The following is a 17,510-nucleotide window of genomic DNA, read 5'->3' as shown; positions in this document are numbered from 1 at the left end:
GAGGTCAGTCGTGAGGCACGAGGGCGACCGGCGCGCGGCTGTGGTGCAGTACGGCGTGGGCCACGCTGCCGATGTGAGCGCCCAGAGCCGAACGACGCGTGCGCCGGCCCACGACGACGAGCCCGGCGTTGCCGGCGGCCTGTACGAGTTCGGCGCCGGCCGATCCGATCACCACGTGGGCGGTGGCCGGCACATCGGAGAACTTGGCCCGCCAAGGCTCGAGGAGATCGTCGAGGGAACGCTCGATCTCCGGCGTCACGGCCGCGCGGATGTCCGGCACCATGGCCGGGCCCAGGCCGGCGTAGAGGGGCAGCTGCTGGGCGTACACCGCCTGCACGCCGGTGCCGCGCCGGGCGGCCTCCTCGAACGCGAACTCCAGGACGACGTCCGCGGAGCGCTGCGCGTCGACCCCCACCGTGACCGGTCCGAGCGGGATGGCGCTGCCGTGGGCACGTACGAGGACGAGAGGCCGATCGACGGCCCCGGCGACGGTCAAGCCGACGGAGCCGACCAGATAGCCGGCCACACCGCCCAGCGCGCGCGATCCCAGGACCAGGAGTTCACCCGCCTCGGCCGCGGCGACGAGTCCCGGGGCGGGGCCTGCGGTCAGCAGTCGGGTCGTCACCGACAACCCCGGATGCAGTGTGCGCAGTCTCTCGGCGGTGCGCGCGAGCAGCTCCTCGGCCCAGGGCTCCTGGGACTCCTGCGCCGCGAGCGAGGCGACCGACTCCGGCCACGGCTCTCTCGCATGGACCAGGTGTACGCCGGTGCCGCGCAGTACGGCCTCGTCCGCTGCCCACTCGGCGGCGGCGTTCGCCTGCTCCGTGCCGTCGATTCCGACCACGATGCCCTGTGTCATGACCGTCCACCTCCCGTTGGGATGTCGTCGTTCTCGTAATTGAGCCGGGTGCGCGAGACCGAGACCACGCCGTCGACCGTCGCGCACATACGCTCGATCGCCGGGATCATGCCCCGGTACGGGACGGTGCCCCCGAGTTCCACCCGGCCGCTGTGCACCTCGACGGACAGTCCGGCCGGGGCGAGGCCGAGCGTGCCGCCGAGGACGTCGTCAGTGATCTCGCGGCGGATGTCGTCGTCGTCGCGGAGAAAGATCCCCAGCAGGTCCCGGCGGCTCACGATGCCGACCAGCCGGTCCTCGTCGTCGACGACCACGAGCCGTTTGACGCTCTGCACCTCCATCAGACGCGCCGCCTCCACCACCGTCCAGTCAGGGCGGACACACACCGGGGGCGCCGACATCAGCTCTTCCGCGCGCGTGCCCTCGGCCTTCGCCCGCTCCCATGCCTCGAGCCCCGGCACGGCCGGCATGTCTCCGGGGAACGCGTCCTGGTCGGCCGTTTTGCGCAGCAGATCACCTTCGGAGACGACACCGAGCACCCGGCCCCCGCCGTCCACCACCGGCACCGCGGTGACCCGGTGCTGCCGGAGGATCCGCACGATCTCCTTGAACGGAGCGTCGCCCCGGACGCTCACCACGTCACGGGTCATCAGCTCGTCGATCCTGCGGTGACGCATCACCCGCTCCTTTCCGACGCGGACGCACCCGTCGCCGACACCAGGCGATCGGCGCAGCCGTCCCAGGTGACGAGGACCGGGTAGTCGTCCTCGGTGAGTTTCTTTCCGCCGAGTCCGACTGGTTGGGCACCACGGGCCACCCAGAGCATGTTCATCGCGGAGGTTCCACATCGAGCGCGAGGTTGTCGTAGGCGTAGTCGATCGACTCGTGCAACGCGACGACTCCGTCGACGGAACGGCACAGCCGCACGATCACCGGGATGTCGGCACGCACGTCGACGCGGCCGGTCAGGGTCACGACTCCGTCGTCGACGGCGACGCGGAGCACGTCGGGAGCGAGCCGCAGGGTGCCGGCCAGGACGTCGTGCTTGATCTCGTCACGGATGGCGGTGTCACTGCGGAGGAACGGCCGCAGCAGGTCACTGCGGCTGACGATTCCGACGAGCCGACCGGTCTCGTCGACCACGGGGAGCCGCTTCACCTCCTTGCGGTGCATGGTCCGGGCCGTCTCGACGAGGTTCCAACCCGGCTGCGCCGCGACGGCCGGCGCGGTCATCAGCTCGGCCGCCGTCTCCGCGTCGGACACTCCGCGCTCCTGGGACAGCAGCCGGACCCCGGCCCAGCGTCCCTCCAGGTCGGGAAGCTCGGCAGTGGCCCGCAGCAGATCTGCCTCCGAGACCACGCCGAGCAGGCGTCGGTCCTCGTCGACGACCGGTACCGCCGAGATGTCGTGATCCGCGAAGAGACGCACGATCTCCTTGAACGAGGTGGTGGGGGCGGCGGTGACCACGCTGTGCGTCATCACTTCGAAGACAGTGCGGTGCTCCATGACGCTCCTCCTTCATGGGACGGTCGGTCCCCCACGGGACGGGCGATCCCCGTGGATCCCACCCTGATGCGCGGACCTTCCCGGCAGCAGTGCCGAACGGTCCCCATCCGGGACCGTTGGCCCCTATGGGGGCCGGCCGACTCGCCCGCAGAGTGGAGAGATGAACCGCCGGTCGCGGAGACATCGCGGCTCCGCGTTCGTGCCGGGAGGAGAGGGCCATGACTGGGACCGCAACACGACACCACCCGGACGAGGACCGCGCCGGTCTGTGGGCACGTGTCGGCGACCGGCTGATCGTCGGAGGCGCCACTGTCGGTCACGAAGGGCGCGACGGCGAGATCGTCGGTCTGCACCACACGGACGGCACCCCGCCGTACGACGTCCGCTGGTCGGACACGGGCCGGGTCACCCTGGTCTTCCCGGGCCCGGACGCGCACGTCCAGCACTTCCCGCACTCCGGCAGGACGTCGGTCACGCCGCGGCCGTGAACTCCGCAGCGGCGTCGACCACCCCGGGCACCGCACGGGCGAGGCGCACGACCAGATCCGCGGGGACGGAGTCCGGCAGGCGCCCCGTGAGCGTGACCGCCCCGTCCTCGACCTGGACGCTGAGCGTGGAGTCACCCTCCGGTATCAGGTGCGTGAGGAGCTCGTGCCGTACGTCCTCGGCGAGTTCGGCGCCGGAGCGGAGATAGACCTTGAGCAGGTCGCCCCGGCTGACGACGCCGACCGGGCAGCCTTCGTCGTCCACGACGGGAAGCCTCTTGAGATTGGCGCGGCCCATCAGCCGGGCCGCGCCTGAGATCGTTGCACCGCGGGGGACCGTGACGGGCGGAGCCGACATGAGGTGGACCGCCGTCGGTTCGCCGGTGGCGTTCGTCTCGTCGCCCGGGACCTTCGTGAGTACATCCGCCTCCGAGACGACGCCGACGACTCGTCCCTCGGGCGACAGCACGGGAACCGCGCTCACGCCCCAGCGCCGCAGGGTGCGGACGATCTCCCGAACCGGGGCGTCGAGCTTCACGGAGACCACGGCGTGGGTCATCACGTCGTCGACGGTGCGCAGGTGCTTCATGACAGCCTCCGACGGTCGTCACGTCCTAGCGGCTCTCTTCCCTCCGGCCGCGCGTCGCCACGAATCTGCGCTGCCCAACTGCGCGCTGCAAGGGCCGAACGGGGTCCGATCGGGCCCGGTCAGCCCTGGTGTGTGCCGAGCCGGCATGGTTCGCTGAAGGTGAGGAAGGACCCGTGTGAGGACGCGGAGCAGCGGCTTCGTACCGCGCACCGCGCAATCGGGATCCGCGAGAAGCGGATGGGTCCTTCCTCCCGTCGATTCTCCGTACAGCCGCCAACGGTCTCTTCCGCACGGTGCCGGCAGGGACCGGGCGGGCCGAGGCCGGGACCGACCGGCCCTATCGGGGCACCGCGCCCGGTGCGAGCGTGGCAGAGAGCCATCTCGTACGCGGAAGGCGGTGGGGACGATGGAGTCGCCGGTGGTGGTGGGCCCCGTGGTGGTGGGCGTCGACGGATCCGACGCCAGCCTCACAGCCCTGGACTGGGCAGTCGACGAAGCGGTACGGCACGAACAGCCGCTGCGTATCGTGCACGCCTCGCTGTGGGAACGGTACGAGGGAGTGGTGCCGTCCTGGAGCACGGACCGGCCGGAGGGTCAGGTCCTCGCGGAGAACATCGTCGGCACCGCCGAGGAGCGGGCCCGGCGCCGCGCGCCCGGTCTCGCCGTAACGGCGGTTGTCCTCGCGGAGGATGCGGCCACGGCGCTCCTCAGGGAGGGGCAAGAGTCCATGCTTCTGGTGGTGGGTTCCCGTGGGCGGGGCCAGCCGGCTGACCTCCTGCTCGGGTCTGTCGGCCTCGTCGTCGCCGCCCGGGCGCACGGGCCGGTGGTCGTCGTCCGTGGTGACCGGCATGCTCTGGAAGCGCGCCATCAGCGCATCCTGCTGGGTGTCGGCGACCACGACGTGGACGCACCGGCCGTGCGGTTCGCCTTCCGCGAGGCAGCGGTGCGGGACGCGGAACTCGACGTCGTACGGGCCTGGCGACGCCCTGCCCATGAACCCGTCGAGCACCCGCTCCTGACCGGTGAGCCCGGCGCGTACTACGAACACCGGGCCTCCGAACTCCTCGACAAGGCCCTTGAGGCGGCGGCGAGCGAGTACCCCGACGTACGGCTGCGGAGAAGCACGGTCGAGGGCCCTGCCCACCGTGCGCTGACGGACCGCTCCGCCGCCGCAGACCTGCTTGTCGTCGGGGCGCGACGCCGGGACCGGCTTGTCGGCCTGGAACTCGGCAGGGTCGCCCACCGAGCTCTGCACCATGCCTCATGCCCGGTCGCGGTCATCCCCCAGCACCACCTTGCCCCTCCGGAGGGAGAACACCGATGAACCCCGCTGCCCGGCACCATATGAGCGACCTCGGCCGCCGAGTCGAGGCCAGGCGCACACAACTCGGCCTGTCTCGCGAGGACGTGGCCGCACGGGCCGGATCCACACCGGGCTACATCGACCTGCTGGAAGAGCAACTGCCCAGCCCGGCAATCGAGTTCCTGGTCCGCCTCGCGAACGCACTGGAGACGACCGTCCAGGACCTGACCGGGTACACCGCAGATCTCGCGCCCGGAAGAGCCCATGCCGGCCATCACGCCCGCATGGTCGAGATCGACGAGACGGAATGCTGGGCGCTGCTCGACGACCACGGTGTCGGCCGTGTCGCCGTCACCCGAGACGACGGTCCGGAGATCTTTCCCATGAACTATCAGGTCGTGGGCAGAGAGGTCTTGTTCATGACCACAGAGGACACGCCGCTTGCGAGGGCCGCCGGCGGCGGCGCGGCGATCGCCTTCGAAGAGGACCACGTGGATGAGGCCTTCAGCCAGGGCTGGAGCGTTCTCCTCGTCGGCCCCGCACGCAAGGTGTCCGACCCGGCCACGGCCCAGACGCTCCGAGCAGCCGCGTACTCGACACCGTGGGCCGGCGAAAGGCGGGACACCGTCGTCGTGCTCTCCCCTCGCCGGGTGACAGGGCGACGCGTTCTGGTGCAGGGCGCGCCCGGCACGTCGTCTGCGCCCGAGCCTTGACGAGCAGGCGATGTCCACCCCACTCGGCCCGGGCTCGACAGCCCGGGCCGAGCCACGCCGTCGACGACCTACGCCAAGGGCACGACGGTTACCGGCGCGGGACTGTGGTGGATGACCGCATGGGCCACGTGGCCGAGGTGCGGGCCCACGGGGACCTTCCGGGTCCGGCGTCCCACGATGACGAGATCGGCGTTCCGAGATGCCTCGACCAACTGGTAGGCGGCAGATCCCATGACTGCCTCGGCCGTCACGTCCACGCCCGCGTAGCGCTTCCGCCACGGCTCCAGCAGATCCTCCAGGCCCCCTTCGAGGCGCTCCCCTAGCTCCTCACCGAGCCCGGGGTCCACCAAGGCCGCGTAGCCGTACGTGGCGGGCAGGGGCCAGCAGTGCAGGAACGAAAGGGGCAGGCCGGTGCGGGCGGCCTCCGTGAACGCGAACCCGAGCAGGGGTTCACACGCGTGGTAGATGTCGACGCCCACCACGATCCCGGTGGGGGAACGCGTCACCTGCTGGCTCTCCGTGCGAACCAGAGCAACCGGCTGTCGGGCCGAGCCGACGACGTGGAGGGACACCGAGCCGACCACGAAGCCCAGAACGCTGCCGAGCCCACGCGAGCCGAGCACCGTCAGATCCGCCTCGTTCGCGGCGGCGGCCAGTACGTCGGCCGCCCGGCCGTGCGCGCGTTCGGTGAACACCTCTAGATCGGGGTGCTCCTTCCGTACCTCTTCCGCCAAGTCCCGGACCAGGCTCTCCGCGCGGTCGGCATGGGTGCGCGCGTACGTGGAGGGGAGTTCCGGTGCGCTCGGCCACTCGTCCACGTGGATGAGCCGGAGCGGCACTTCGCGGAGCACCGCTTCCCTCGCTGCCCAGCGTGCGGCGGCGATGCTCGCTTCCGAGCCGTCGAAACCGACGGTGACCTGGGCTGTCATGACCTGCCTCCTCAGCCGGTCCGGGTCGCGACGTCCGGGCGCCGGGCCGCGTGCGGACTCCAGAGCTCCAGGCTCATGCCCGCACCAAGCTGTGCAGGAGGGGCCGAGCAGGCCTTGATCGGGGCCGAATGGCCCATCCACGGGAGGCCCACCAGGGTGCCACGGTGAGAGATACCGGGTCAGGTCCTCGCCCCAGGCCCGGGTACTCCGCAGGAGGGACCATGACCAGTGAGATCCTCGCCCGGCCGGAGTTCGGCAACGTCGTCGTGGGCGTCGACGGGTCTTCCTCAGCCCGGACCGCCGCGCTCTGGGCCGCTGCCGAGGCGGACCGCAGGGGCCGTTCCCTGCGTCTCGTGCATGCCGCGGACACCGACCGGCGCGCCTACTGGACCGACGCCGAGACGATCCAGGCGGTACGCGAGGCGGGCCGCGACCTGCTGACCGAGACGGCGAGCACTATCCACGAGCTTATTGCGGACCTCGACGTCACCAAAGAGCTCAGTCGTCAGGAGCCGGTCTCCGGACTGAAGGCAGCTGCCGGCAATCACGGAACGATCGTCGTGGGCAGCAGGGGCCTCGGCGGCTTCTCCGCCCTTCTGCTCGGCTCGGTGGGGCTGGGCGTGGCCGCCCGGGCCGAGGTGCCCGTGATCGTCGTACGCGGGGAGGCCGAGCGTCCCGAGACCGGCTCGGTGACCGCCGCCGTACACGACACCACCGACCTGGGCTGTCTGCTCCTCGCCGCCGCCGAGGCCGAGGCCCGCAAGGCATCCCTGCGGATCGTCAGCGTCTGGAACGTACTCACCCACGTCGGCAGCGTCGCCACCATGCTCGACGACCTGGACGGGATCGCCCGGCAGCGGGTGCACGAGGTGAAGGCCCTGGCCGACCGCGTCCGTGGGCTCTACCCCGATCTGGTCGTCGGGCACCACGTGGAGACGGGCACGAGCACTCCCGGAATCCTCATCGAGGCGAGCAGCCGTACGGACCTGATCGTGATGGGCCGCGGCCACAGACCATTGGGCGTCGGACCGGCCCTGGGGCGCGTCGCGCACGCCCTGATCCACCATGCCCACTGCCCGGTGGAGATCGTTCCGTCCGCCGTCGCGACGAGAGGCGAGGAGCCATGAGCGACGTACTGGCCGGCATCGACCCCCGCGAGCTGTCCGTCCCGGCCCTGGTCTGGGCCGCCGACGAGGCCGTACGCAGAGGAGTCCGGCTGCGCCTGGTCGTCGCCGTGCCGCCGGTCCACGACCGGCTCCGGTACGACGTGCTCGCCCACCAGAGCTCCCTGCGCATCCGTGCCGAGTCGGCGCTCGCCAACGCACAGGACCTCGTACGGGCGCTGCACGACGGACTGTGGACCGTGACGGAGCTCGTCGACGGAGTGCCCGCCACCGTGCTGCGCGACAGGACGCAGGGAGTCGCGCTCGCCGTGGTGGGCTCACGCCGCCTCGGAAGGGCCGGCGAGTACCTCAGCGAGGGCTCGGTGGTCGTCCCGCTGGCGGCCCGCGCCGACTGTCCCGTCGTCGTCGTTCGCGAACCGGAGCACACGGCCGTCCACCCGCCGCTGATCGTCGTCGGCGTGGACGGCAGCACGGACTGCCGGGCCGCCGTCGCCTTCGCCGTGGCGGAGGCAAGCCTTCGCGAGGCCCGGCTCATGGCGGTCTGGGTGTGGCCACGCCCCCTGCTGTCTCACGGCGACGAGACCGAGGGCCTGGCAGATCGCCGTCGGCTGCTCGCCGAGTCGGTGGCCGGCTGCGCGGAACGCTACCCGGACGTCGACGTGGAACAGGTGATCCTGCGCGGCCACCCCGTCGAGGAGCTCACCCGCGCTTCTTGGGAGGCCCTCGCGGTGGTCGTCGGCCGGCGCGGCCGTGGCGGCTACTCCGGCATGCGGCTGGGTTCCACGGTCCACGGTCTGTTGCACCACGCGGCCTGCCCTGTGATCACCGTTCCCCTGCCCGAGGCGGGAGGGGCGGACGGTACCTCCGCCGGGGCCGACCGGTCCCGGCCCCGTACGGGCCGACCGGGCCCGACTGGCTGACCCGCTCGGCACTGGGGCACGTCACGCCCCGGGCGGCACCGTGGGAGGACAAGATCGGTCCCGGACCGCCGTCCGGATCCCCGGAGAGGTGAGCACGATGCAGCAGATCCGGATCAGTCGTCGTCCCCAGCAGACTCGCCGCCCCCACCCCCTCGATCTGCGGACGCCCTCCGGCCGCCCGCTCCCGTACTGAGAAACGCGGTGAGAACCGTGGAGGACACCATGGGACCGATGCGACACGTCGTACCGTTCACGGAACTGGGCCGGCGCGATGTCGGACGCGTGGGAGGCAAGAACGCCTCACTCGGCGAGCTGACCAACCGGCTTGGTGTCGCCGGCATCCGGGTCCCGCCGGGGTTCGCCACGACGGCCGGGGCGTACCAGGAACTGCTCGCCGCCGGAGACCTGCGCCGGCAGGTGGAGGCACAGATCGACCAGCTGCACGAAGGGGCCCCGCTCGACGAGGTCGGGGCGGCCATCCGCTCCCTCTTCCTCTCGCAGCCGCTGCCCGCCCCCCTGCGAGACGCCGTGCTCGTCGCATACGAAAAGCTGGCCGAAGAGACCGGACGAGAGACACCCGAAGTGGCCGTGCGTAGCAGCGCGACCGCAGAGGACCTGCCCGAAGCCAGCTTCGCCGGGCAGCAGGAGACGTACCTCAATGTCCGCGGAACCGAGGAACTCTTTCGGGCATGCACGCGCTGCTACGCCTCCCTGTTCACCGACCGGGCCATCGACTACCGCGAACGCATGGGCTACGGCCATCTGGACGTCGCCCTTTCCATCGGGGTCCAGTTGATGGTCCGTTCCGACCTCGCCGGAGCCGGCGTGGCCTTCACCCTCGACCCCGAGTCCGGCTTTCCCGACGTGATCGTGGTCAGCGCCGCCTGGGGGCTGGGGGAGACCGTCGTCAGCGGCCGGGTCGACCCCGACGAGTACACCGTGTTCAAGCCGAGCATGAAAGACCCGGCGCTCGCCCCTGTGATCGACGTACGGACCGGTACGAAGCGACTGAAGACGGTGTACGCGGACACCGGGCTGACCCGTACCGTCGACACCCCCGACAGCGAGCGGAACCAACGGGTGCTCGACGACTCCGAGGTCCGCACGCTCGCCGACTGGGCGGCGGCCGTGGAGGAGCACTACGGCTGCCCCATGGACCTGGAATGGGTCAAGGACGGCCTTACCGGTGAGCTGTGGATCGTCCAGGCCCGCCCCGAGACCGTGCAGTCACGACGGCACACCACGACCCTGAGTCGCTGCAGGCTGACCGTCACACCGGCGGAGCCGATGGTCACGGGCATAGCCGTCGGCGAGGCGATCGGCCGGGGCCCCGTGGTCGCGCTCGACGCTCCCGTCGACCTCGACCGCTTCCCCCGAGGCGGAGTCCTCGTCACAGGCGTCACCGACCCCGACTGGGAGCCGGTCATGAAGCGGGCCGCAGCCATCGTCACCGACCACGGGGGCCGTACCTCGCACGCTGCCATCGTCAGCCGCGAGCTCGGCGTCCCCGCTGTCGTCGGCACCGGTGACGGTACGCGGATCCTGGGCCACGGCCTGGCGGTGACGGTCTCCTGCGCGGAGGGTGAGAACGGACGTGTCTACGAGGGACTGCTCCCGTACGAGGAGACCCTGACCGACCTCGCGGAGCTGCCGGCCACCCGCACCCGGGTGATGCTGAACTTGGCCGACCCTTCGGCCGCCTTCCGCTGGTGGCGGCTGCCCGCCGACGGCGTGGGCCTCGCGCGCCTGGAGTTCATCGTCGCCCACCAGGTGAAGGTCCACCCGATGGCCCTGCTCCACCCGGAGCGGCTCGACGCGCACGACCGGCACGTCATCGAGCGGCTCACGGAGGGCTACCTCGACCGGGGCCGGTACTTCGTCGACCGGCTGGCCCACGGCATCGCCCGGATCGCGGCCTCGCGGTGGCCGGCCCAAGTTGTCGTGAGGACCAGTGACTTCAAGACCAACGAGTACGCCAAACTCCTCGGCGGCCGGCCCTTCGAACCGGAGGAAGCCAACCCGATGATCGGCTGGCGCGGCGCGAGCCGGTACTACAGCGACGGCTACCGCGAGGGCTTCGCCCTCGAATGCCGTGCCCTGAGGCGGGTACGCGACGAGATGGGACTGACGAACGTGGTCGTCATGATCCCCTTCTGTCGCACGCTCGGCGAGGCCGACCAGGTCCTCGCGGTGATGGCGGAAGAAGGGCTGGTGCGCGGTGAGAACGGGCTCCGCGTCTACGCCATGGCCGAGATACCCGCGAACATCATCCTCGCCGAGGAGTTTGCCGCACGCTTCGACGGCTTCTCCATCGGCAGCAACGACCTCACCCAGCTCACTCTCGGCGTCGACCGCGACTCCGAGGCCCTCGCCCATGTCTTCGACGAACGCGACCCCGCCGTCGTCCGCAGCATCGCCCTCCTCGCCGCCCGAGCCCACGCGGCCGGCCGCCCGGTCGGCCTGTGCGGACAACGGCCCAGCGACGACCCCGACTTCACCGCGATCCTGGTCGATGCGGGCCTCGACTCCATCTCGGTGGCACCGGACAGCTTCGCCTCGGTCAAACGGCATGTGGCCCGAGCCGAGGCGAAGCCCGGCAGCAGCCCCGGAGAAGGGGAGTGACCATGCCCCGCAGGACACGACGCCGTCTCGCCCGTGACACCGAGCCGCGATCCCCGTCGCCCGAGCGCCGGCAGTCGGGTGATGTGCTGCCCAAAGGGCCTGGGACCCTCCCAGGAGCCGTGGAGATGAACGCGCGCCCCGGGCGTCCGGTGCGCACCGTCCAGGTGCCCGCTGTCTTTCTCTGACCGCGGCAATCGACCCGACCGCAACCAGGGGGGCTCGAAAAGGAGGAGGTTGGCCATGACGACCGCACGGGAAATCATGCACACCGGAGCAAACTGCGTGCAGGAGAACGAGACCCTGATGGACGCCGCACGGCGCATGAGCGAACTCGACGTCGGCGCGCTGCCCATCTGCGGGCCGGACAACCGGCTGCACGGCATCATCACCGACCGGGACATCGTGGTGAAGTGCCTCGCCAAGGGCAAGGACCCCGCCCACATGACGGCCGGACACCTCGCCCAGGGCAAGCCCATCACGGTCGACGCGGACGCGGACACCGAGCAGGTGCTGCGCACCATGCAGGACCACCGCATCCGCCGCGTGCCCGTGATCGACGACCACCGCCTGATCGGCATGATCAGCGAGGCCGACCTCGCCCGGCACCTGCCGGAGGAACGGGTGGGCCACTTCGTCGAGGAGATCTGCCGCTGACCATGCGAGCAGCGGACACCAAGACCTCATGGGCCGGTCGGTCCCTTCCCGGCACGGCCCACTCGGCCCTCCCGGTCAACCCCCTTGGGCACTGCGCCGCAGGAAGCCCGGGCGGGAGATTGGGACTACAGGAGCCGGACCCGGCTCCCCGACTGATCCGTCGGCCGGGCCCCTTCCCGGGCCCCAAAGACGAGGAGCAGAACGATGACCGCACACCATGTGGAACGCAGGCACAGCCTCTTCCCTGACTTCAACGACTTGTTCAACCGCGAGTTCCCGGGACTGCCCGGATGGCGTCCCGCCACCGCCGCTCACTCCATCCCGGTGGAGGTGTCCAGCGACGCCGACGGGTACGTGCTGCGCGCCGAGCTGCCGGGCATGGACGCGGACGACATCGGCATCACCGTCGACGACAACCTGATCACGGTGAGCGCTGAGCACAGTGAGAGCAAGGAGGGCAAGGAGCACTCGGAGTTCCGCTACGGATCCTTCCGCCGGACCGTACGCCTTCCGGCGACGATCCCCACCGACGATGTCGACGCCTCGTACAAGGACGGCATTCTCACCATCCGTGTCCCGATGCCCGAGGAGAAGGCGGAGACCCGACGGACCATCCCCGTGCGGCGAGCCGGCAGCGGGGGCGAGGGAGCAACGTCATGAATCCCAAGCGAGTCCTGGTCGCCTACGGCAGCAAGCACGGCGCGACCGCAGGCATCGCGGACGAGATCGGCAAGACGCTCCGTGCCGACGGTCTCGATGCGGTCGTCCTGCCCGCCGACACAGTCACCGACGTCAGCGGCTACGACGGAGTCGTCCTAGGTGGGGCCCTCTACGCGGGGCAATGGAACAGCAAGGCGCGCCGGTGTGCCCGGCGCAATGCCGAGCAGCTCCGTCATCGGCCCGTGTGGCTCTTCAGTAGCGGCCCCGTCGACAGCTCCGCCGAGCAGCACGAGATCCCGCCCGTGCCCGGCGTCGCCCGCCGGATGAAGAAGCTCGGCGCACGCGAGCACATCACCTTCGGCGGCGCGGTGACCGCCGAGACGCCGGGCCCGATCGCCCGGTCTCTGGTCAGCCACGGCAAGGGCGGAGACTTCCGCAACCCGGAACGGGTCCAGGCGTGGGCGCACCACATCGGAACCGAACTCGGCGCCATGGGCTGAGCAGCGGCGCCGAGGCTCCCGGAAGGCTGCCACACCCCGGAGGTGCGACATGAGCCACGAGTCGTCGGGGCGCGGGCCCATCGTGGCCGGCAGCGGACCCGCAGGGCGCGCCGCTCTCATCCTGGTCCTGGCGACCGCCCTGATCTGCGGTGCCGTCGCCGCCGGGATTCTGTGGACCGCCGGAGCCAGGGCGGACCGCGAACTCGCCGCCCACCGTCACCAGGTGCAGGCGATCACGACGGGGCGGGCCGAGGATCCGCCCGTCGCGAGCCGACAGGGAGCCAAGCCGCGATCCGTCGCACCGGCGGTCTGGGAGTACCCCGACGACGTCCGCAGGTCCGGGACCGTCGATGTCCCTCCCCGGACGCCGCAGGGGCGCACGCTGACCATCTGGGTGGATGACCGCGGCAGCCCTGCCCGCCCGCCGGGTAGCACCGCTGACCTCGCGCTGACCGCGCTCGTCGGCGGAACGGCTGTCGCAGGAGCGGTCGTGGCGTCGGGCGCGGGCCTCCTCACGCTCGTGCGACGGCGCTGTGAAGGCCGTCGGCTCGCCGCCTGGGAGCGGGAGTGGGAGCAGGTGGAACCCGTCTGGTCCGGCCGGCTCCGGCGGGGCAGCGGCCCTGGGAGCGGCGATGAATGACCGAACGGGTGGCCGTGCGGCCGAGCGACAGGCCAGGGGACGAAATGAGGTGCTGCCCTCCGACCCCAGCGAGCCACTGCCCCGGCTGCGCCGTGAACTGGCGACCGGTCCGGACGGGCTGTCCGCCCGCGAAGCGGCCCGTCGCCTCGCCGTCCATGGGCCGAACGAAGTGCGGCGCAAGGCGCACTCCTCCTTCGCGCGGGAGCTGATCGGTCAACTGGTCCATCCTCTCGCGCTGTTGCTCTGGGCGGCCGCTGCGCTTGCCTTCGTCGCGGACCTGGCCGTCCTCGGCTGGGCGATCCTCGCGGTGATCGCCGTCAACGCGGCCTTCGCCCTGCTCCAGGAACGGCAGGCCGAGCGCGCGGTGGAGACCCTCGCCCGCTATCTGCCCGAGCACGCCCTCGTCGTACGGAACGGCAAGCCACTCACCGTGGAGGCCCGGGACCTGGTGCCGGGCGACGTGATCCTCCTGGAGGAGGGCGACAAGGTCCCGGCCGACGCGCGCGTCACCGAGGGCGGGGTCGAGGTCGACCTGTCGATGCTCACGGGGGAGTCCGTGCCGGCCGAGCGGATGGCCGCCGCCGGGCTCCTCGGCGCCCCGCTCCTGGAGGAACCGAACCTCGTCTTCAGTGGCACGACCTGCGTGGAGGGGCAGGCGCGGGCCGTGGTGTTCGCCACGGGCCACCACACCGAGCTGGGGCGGATCGCCGCGCTCAGCCAGCGCACCCGGCGCGAGGCGAGCCCCTTGGAGCGGCAGGTCAGGAAGGTCGCCTGGCTCATCGCCGGCGTCGCCACCGGCATGGGGGTCGCATTCCTCGTCGTTGGAGTGGCGGTCGGTCTTCCGGTGACCGACTCCCTCATGTTCGCCATTGGCCTGCTCGTCGCCAACGTGCCCGAGGGACTTCTTCCGACCATCACGCTGGCTCTCGCTGTAGGCGTCCGGGTCCTGGCCCGGCGAGGTGCCCTGGTCAAACGCCTGAGCGCCGTGGAGACGCTCGGCTCCACCGGTGTCATCTGCACGGACAAGACCGGCACGCTGACCCGCAACCGGATGCGTCTGCGTGCCCTGTGGACGCCCGAGCATGGCGTGGAACCGGGCCCGTGGGCCCAGGAGTTGGTGCGGACGGCCGCGCTGTGCACCACCGTCACGCAGGATGCCGACGGCGAACCGCACGGCGACCCGACCGAGGCGGCCCTCGTCGCCGGGGCCGACGAATATGGCGCCCCGGTGGACCCCGACCACCGCGATGCGGGACGGCTGGCGCTGTTCCGCTTCGACCCACGGCTTCGGCTGATGTCGGTGGTGCAGCGGGACGAATGGGCACCGGGGCGCGTGCGGATCGTGGTCAAGGGAGCCCCGGAGGCGGTTCTGGCCCGGCTGCGACCGGAAGGAGGCGCGGACCGCGCCCGTGCGGCGGCACAGGAGCTGGCCGAGGGAGGCATGCGCGTCCTCGCCGTGGCCGTACGCGACCTGCCAACGCTCACCGAGCGGCCCTCGCGCCGCCAGGACGCCGAGTCGAACCTGACCCTGCTCGGTCTCGTCGGCCTGTACGACCCGCCGCGCTCCGAGGTGGAGGCGGCCGTCCGCCGCTGCCACGAGGCCGGGGTGAGGGTGCACGTCGTCACGGGGGACAACGGCGCCACGGCGGCGGCCGTCGCCCGCGAGGTCGGCATCGGCCTGCCCCGACTGCAGGTCGTCGCGACCTCTGAGACGCTGGCGGACGACGAGCTGGACCGGCTCCTGACGGACGACGACGCAGAGATCGTTTTCGCCCGTTCCTCGCCCGAGACGAAGCTCAAGGTGGCCGACGCCCTGAGAGCCCACGGCCGGATTGTCGCCATGACCGGTGACGGCGTGAACGACGCCCCGGCCCTGCATCGCGCGCATATCGGCGTGGCCATGGGCCGCTCGGGCACGGACGTGGCCCGCGAAGCCGCCGCCATGGTCCTCACCGACGACGACTTCGCCACGATCGTGACCGCGATCGAGTCCGGGCGCCGCGTCTACGACAACGTCCGCAAGTTCATCGTTTACATCTTCGCCCACGCCACGCCGGAGATCGTGCCCTTCCTCGTCTTCGCGCTCTCCGCCGGGGCGGTCCCGCTGCCCCTCACCGTGCTGCAGATCCTCGCCATCGACCTGGGAACCGAGACCCTGCCCGCGCTCGCCCTCGGCCGGGAACGCTCCGAGCCCGGCATCATGGAACGGCCACCACGGCCGCCGCACCAGGGCGTGATCTCACGCGACATGCTCGTCCGCAGCTGGGGCTACCTGGGGCTGACATCGGCCGCCCTCGTCATGGTCGGCTACTTCTACGTGCTCTGGCGCGCGGGCTGGCAGCCCGGCGACCCGACCGGATCCGGCAGCACCCTGCACCACGCCTACGTGACGGCCACCACCGCCACCTTCGCCGGCATCGTCACCTGCCAGGTCGGCACCGCCTTCGCCGCCCGCACCGACCACGCCGCACTCCGCGACATCGGCGTCCTCTCGAACCCGCTGCTGCTCGCCGGCATCGCCTTCGAACTGGCCTTCACCGCCGCCCTCGTCTACGCACCCCCGCTTCAGCACCTCTTCGGTACTGCCGCCCTCCCCTTGGACGTCGTCCTGCTCGTTGCGACCTTCCCGGTCCTGGTGTGGGGCACGGACGAACTGCGGCGGGTCTGGCGTCGCCGCCGTCAGCGGACGTCGTCCGCCGTCGGTTCCGTGCCGCCCTGGTCGAGGCGGAAGGGCGGGTAGGCGTCAGTCATGAGGCTCGCGTAGGCGGCGACGCGCAGAACCCAGCGGTTCAGGCCGACGATCAGGGCGAACAGGTCGCGCGGATACCGGTCGTTGAAGGCCAGGGCGAAGCCCGCGATGAGGGCGAGCAGGGTGATCAGGCCGCCGCTCCACCAGTCGGCGCGCATGCCGCCGGTGAAGAAGGCGAGCACCAAGTAGTGGGGGATGGCGAGCAGCCACCACTTGACCAGGACCTGCGAGCGCGAGAGCCGCTCCGGATAGGCGATGTCGAGCTTGGCAGGGTAGTTGGGCTCGGGGCCCAGGCTGAAGGGCGGGTAGCGGTCGGTGCCGAGTGCGCCGTACGAGTAGTAGGACACGCGCCAGAACCAGCGGAGAACACCGAGGTTGAAGTCGAAGAAGCCCCGCGGATAGCGCTCGGTGAACAGGACGGCGAAGAACGCGATCACGGTCACGACGAAGAACGCGATCCAGAGGAAGAACAGCACGATCCAGTGGGGGATCACCAGGATCCACTTGACCAGCCACAGCCAGCGCGACAGCGGGACGTCGAGTTCGGCCGTCACCCTGACTGGAGCGTACGGGGCGCGCGATGTGTCCATGGTCGTCACTTCCTCGCGGTGGCGTCGTTTTCGCGTTCGAGTCGGTCGACGACCTCCACGACACCGTCGACGCTGTTGCAGAGCCTGAGAAGCACGGGCACGAGGCCGGGTCGCCGGGCTGTGCCGCTGAGGGTGACGATGCCGTCCTCGACCTCCACCGACACGTCCGACGGGCTCAGCGCCAGGGTGCGGGTGATCACGTCCTCGACGATCTCCTCCTGTATCGCCCGGTCCCGACGCAGGAAGAGCTGGACGAGGTCGCTGCGGCTGAGTACGCCCACGAGCCGTCCATCGACGTCGACGACGGGCAGACGCTTGACCTTGGCCCGGTCCATGACGCGGGCGGCCCGCACAACGCTCCACTCCGGGCGGGCGACGACCGCCGGGCTCGACATGAGCGCGCCCGCTGTTCCGTGACGCTCGCCCGTGGCGCTGTGACGCACCAGATCCGCCTCGGAGACCACGCCCAGCGGCCGGTTCGACTCGTCCACCACAGGCATCGCGGTGATGTCGAATTCGTCCAGCAGCCGTGCGATCTCTTTGAAGGTGGTGCCTGGTACGACGCTGACGGCCGTTGGTGTTATCAGATCGGAGACACTGCGATGTCTCATCGCTCGTCACCTTCTTGTGGGTTGGCCGACTCCCCATGAGTCAGGATCGTCCGCCT

The 17,510-nt window shown here is 71.0% G+C and carries 18 protein-coding genes and 1 pseudogene; 11 read left to right on the top strand and 8 right to left on the bottom strand.

From position 1 onward, the window contains the following. Positions 1 to 4: 4 nt before the first annotated feature. From ESG85_RS12455 to ESG85_RS12445, 4 genes are read right to left on the bottom strand one after another with little or no spacing between them, the layout of a single operon-like run. Positions 5 to 859: a universal stress protein gene (locus ESG85_RS12455; RefSeq protein WP_128978481.1), complete on the bottom strand. Its 855-nt coding sequence runs from the start codon at positions 857 to 859 to the stop codon at positions 5 to 7. After that, entirely contained in the window at positions 856 to 1,536 is a 681-nt protein-coding gene (locus ESG85_RS12450) for a CBS domain-containing protein (protein WP_128978479.1), read from the bottom strand. Before ESG85_RS12450 ends, ESG85_RS12455 begins: the two co-directional genes overlap by 4 nt. Beyond that, positions 1,536 to 1,691, bottom strand: coding sequence for a hypothetical protein (locus ESG85_RS34950; RefSeq protein WP_164986228.1), 156 nt, complete (start codon positions 1,689 to 1,691; stop codon positions 1,536 to 1,538). The genes ESG85_RS12450 and ESG85_RS34950 overlap by 1 nt, the downstream gene beginning before the upstream one ends. Then, positions 1,688 to 2,365, bottom strand: coding sequence for a CBS domain-containing protein (locus tag ESG85_RS12445; protein ID WP_128978477.1), 678 nt, complete (start codon positions 2,363 to 2,365; stop codon positions 1,688 to 1,690). Before ESG85_RS12445 ends, ESG85_RS34950 begins: the two co-directional genes overlap by 4 nt. Positions 2,366 to 2,631: 266 nt before the next feature. Between ESG85_RS12445 and ESG85_RS12440 the strand changes: the two are divergent. Further along, positions 2,632 to 2,811: pseudogene (locus tag ESG85_RS12440) on the top strand (DUF1918 domain-containing protein); the annotation flags it as partial. Between the two features lie 25 nt (positions 2,812 to 2,836). On the opposite strand, the gene ESG85_RS12435 reads toward ESG85_RS12440, so the two are convergent. After that, on the bottom strand, positions 2,837 to 3,439 hold the full coding sequence (locus tag ESG85_RS12435) for a CBS domain-containing protein (protein ID WP_128978475.1): 603 nt from the start codon (positions 3,437 to 3,439) through the stop codon (positions 2,837 to 2,839). A 406-nt stretch (positions 3,440 to 3,845) separates the two neighbouring features. Between ESG85_RS12435 and ESG85_RS12430 the strand changes: the two genes are divergently transcribed. Together ESG85_RS12430 and ESG85_RS12425 are read left to right on the top strand one after the other, a co-directional pair. Beyond that, positions 3,846 to 4,763 (top strand): universal stress protein, encoded by a 918-nt coding sequence (locus ESG85_RS12430; protein WP_181019019.1) that lies wholly within the window; start codon positions 3,846 to 3,848, stop codon positions 4,761 to 4,763. Continuing rightward, the gene (locus ESG85_RS12425; RefSeq protein WP_128978473.1) at positions 4,760 to 5,455 is read left to right on the top strand and encodes a helix-turn-helix domain-containing protein; all 696 of its coding nucleotides are present in this window, start codon (positions 4,760 to 4,762) and stop codon (positions 5,453 to 5,455) included. Before ESG85_RS12430 ends, ESG85_RS12425 begins: the two co-directional genes overlap by 4 nt. A 68-nt stretch (positions 5,456 to 5,523) precedes the next feature. Here ESG85_RS12425 and ESG85_RS12420 read toward each other — a convergent pair whose 3' ends face one another. After that, positions 5,524 to 6,384 carry a universal stress protein gene (locus tag ESG85_RS12420; RefSeq protein WP_128978470.1) on the bottom strand — a complete coding sequence of 287 codons (861 nt, stop codon included), beginning with the start codon at positions 6,382 to 6,384 and terminating at the stop codon, positions 5,524 to 5,526. 221 nt (positions 6,385 to 6,605) lie between these two features. Between ESG85_RS12420 and ESG85_RS12415 the strand changes: the two genes are divergently transcribed. The 8 genes from ESG85_RS12415 (at position 6,606) to ESG85_RS12380 (ending at position 16,244) form a co-directional block, all read left to right on the top strand. Beyond that, positions 6,606 to 7,511, top strand: coding sequence for a universal stress protein (locus ESG85_RS12415; protein ID WP_128978468.1), 906 nt, complete (start codon positions 6,606 to 6,608; stop codon positions 7,509 to 7,511). Beyond that, positions 7,508 to 8,428 carry a universal stress protein gene (locus ESG85_RS12410; RefSeq protein ID WP_128978466.1) on the top strand — a complete coding sequence of 307 codons (921 nt, stop codon included), beginning with the start codon at positions 7,508 to 7,510 and terminating at the stop codon, positions 8,426 to 8,428. Before ESG85_RS12415 ends, ESG85_RS12410 begins: the two co-directional genes overlap by 4 nt. A 231-nt stretch (positions 8,429 to 8,659) precedes the next feature. Then, positions 8,660 to 11,050, top strand: a complete 2,391-nt coding sequence (gene ppsA / locus ESG85_RS12405; RefSeq protein WP_246094956.1) for a phosphoenolpyruvate synthase — start codon at positions 8,660 to 8,662, stop codon at positions 11,048 to 11,050. A gap of 240 nt (positions 11,051 to 11,290) precedes the next feature. Next, positions 11,291 to 11,704: a CBS domain-containing protein gene (locus ESG85_RS12400; protein WP_128978462.1), complete on the top strand. Its 414-nt coding sequence runs from the start codon at positions 11,291 to 11,293 to the stop codon at positions 11,702 to 11,704. Between the two features lie 204 nt (positions 11,705 to 11,908). Continuing rightward, positions 11,909 to 12,364 (top strand): Hsp20/alpha crystallin family protein, encoded by a 456-nt coding sequence (locus ESG85_RS12395; protein ID WP_128978460.1) that lies wholly within the window; start codon positions 11,909 to 11,911, stop codon positions 12,362 to 12,364. Further along, positions 12,361 to 12,864: a flavodoxin domain-containing protein gene (locus ESG85_RS12390; protein WP_128978458.1), complete on the top strand. Its 504-nt coding sequence runs from the start codon at positions 12,361 to 12,363 to the stop codon at positions 12,862 to 12,864. The genes ESG85_RS12395 and ESG85_RS12390 overlap by 4 nt, the downstream gene beginning before the upstream one ends. A gap of 49 nt (positions 12,865 to 12,913) precedes the next feature. Continuing rightward, complete coding sequence (locus ESG85_RS12385) at positions 12,914 to 13,504, top strand: Rv1733c family protein (protein WP_128978456.1); 591 nt, start codon at positions 12,914 to 12,916, stop codon at positions 13,502 to 13,504. After that, a complete protein-coding gene (locus ESG85_RS12380) occupies positions 13,497 to 16,244 on the top strand; it encodes a cation-translocating P-type ATPase (protein WP_128978454.1) in 2,748 nt (915 codons plus the stop codon). Before ESG85_RS12385 ends, ESG85_RS12380 begins: the two co-directional genes overlap by 8 nt. On the opposite strand, the gene ESG85_RS12375 is transcribed toward ESG85_RS12380, so the two are convergent. Together ESG85_RS12375 and ESG85_RS12370 are read right to left on the bottom strand one after the other, a co-directional pair. After that, the gene (locus tag ESG85_RS12375) at positions 16,184 to 16,843 is read right to left on the bottom strand and encodes a DUF4389 domain-containing protein (protein ID WP_128978452.1); all 660 of its coding nucleotides are present in this window, start codon (positions 16,841 to 16,843) and stop codon (positions 16,184 to 16,186) included. The two genes, ESG85_RS12380 and ESG85_RS12375, sit on opposite strands and share 61 nt — an antisense overlap. Positions 16,844 to 16,848: 5 nt before the next feature. Beyond that, on the bottom strand, positions 16,849 to 17,454 hold the full coding sequence (locus ESG85_RS12370) for a CBS domain-containing protein (RefSeq protein ID WP_128978450.1): 606 nt from the start codon (positions 17,452 to 17,454) through the stop codon (positions 16,849 to 16,851). Between the last annotated feature and the right edge of the window lie 56 nt (positions 17,455 to 17,510).

The sequence above is a fragment of the Streptomyces roseicoloratus genome (assembly GCF_004117935.1).
GTDB classification, from domain to species: domain Bacteria; phylum Actinomycetota; class Actinomycetes; order Streptomycetales; family Streptomycetaceae; genus Streptomyces; species Streptomyces roseicoloratus.
This window is presented reverse-complemented; position numbering and strand designations above follow the sequence as displayed.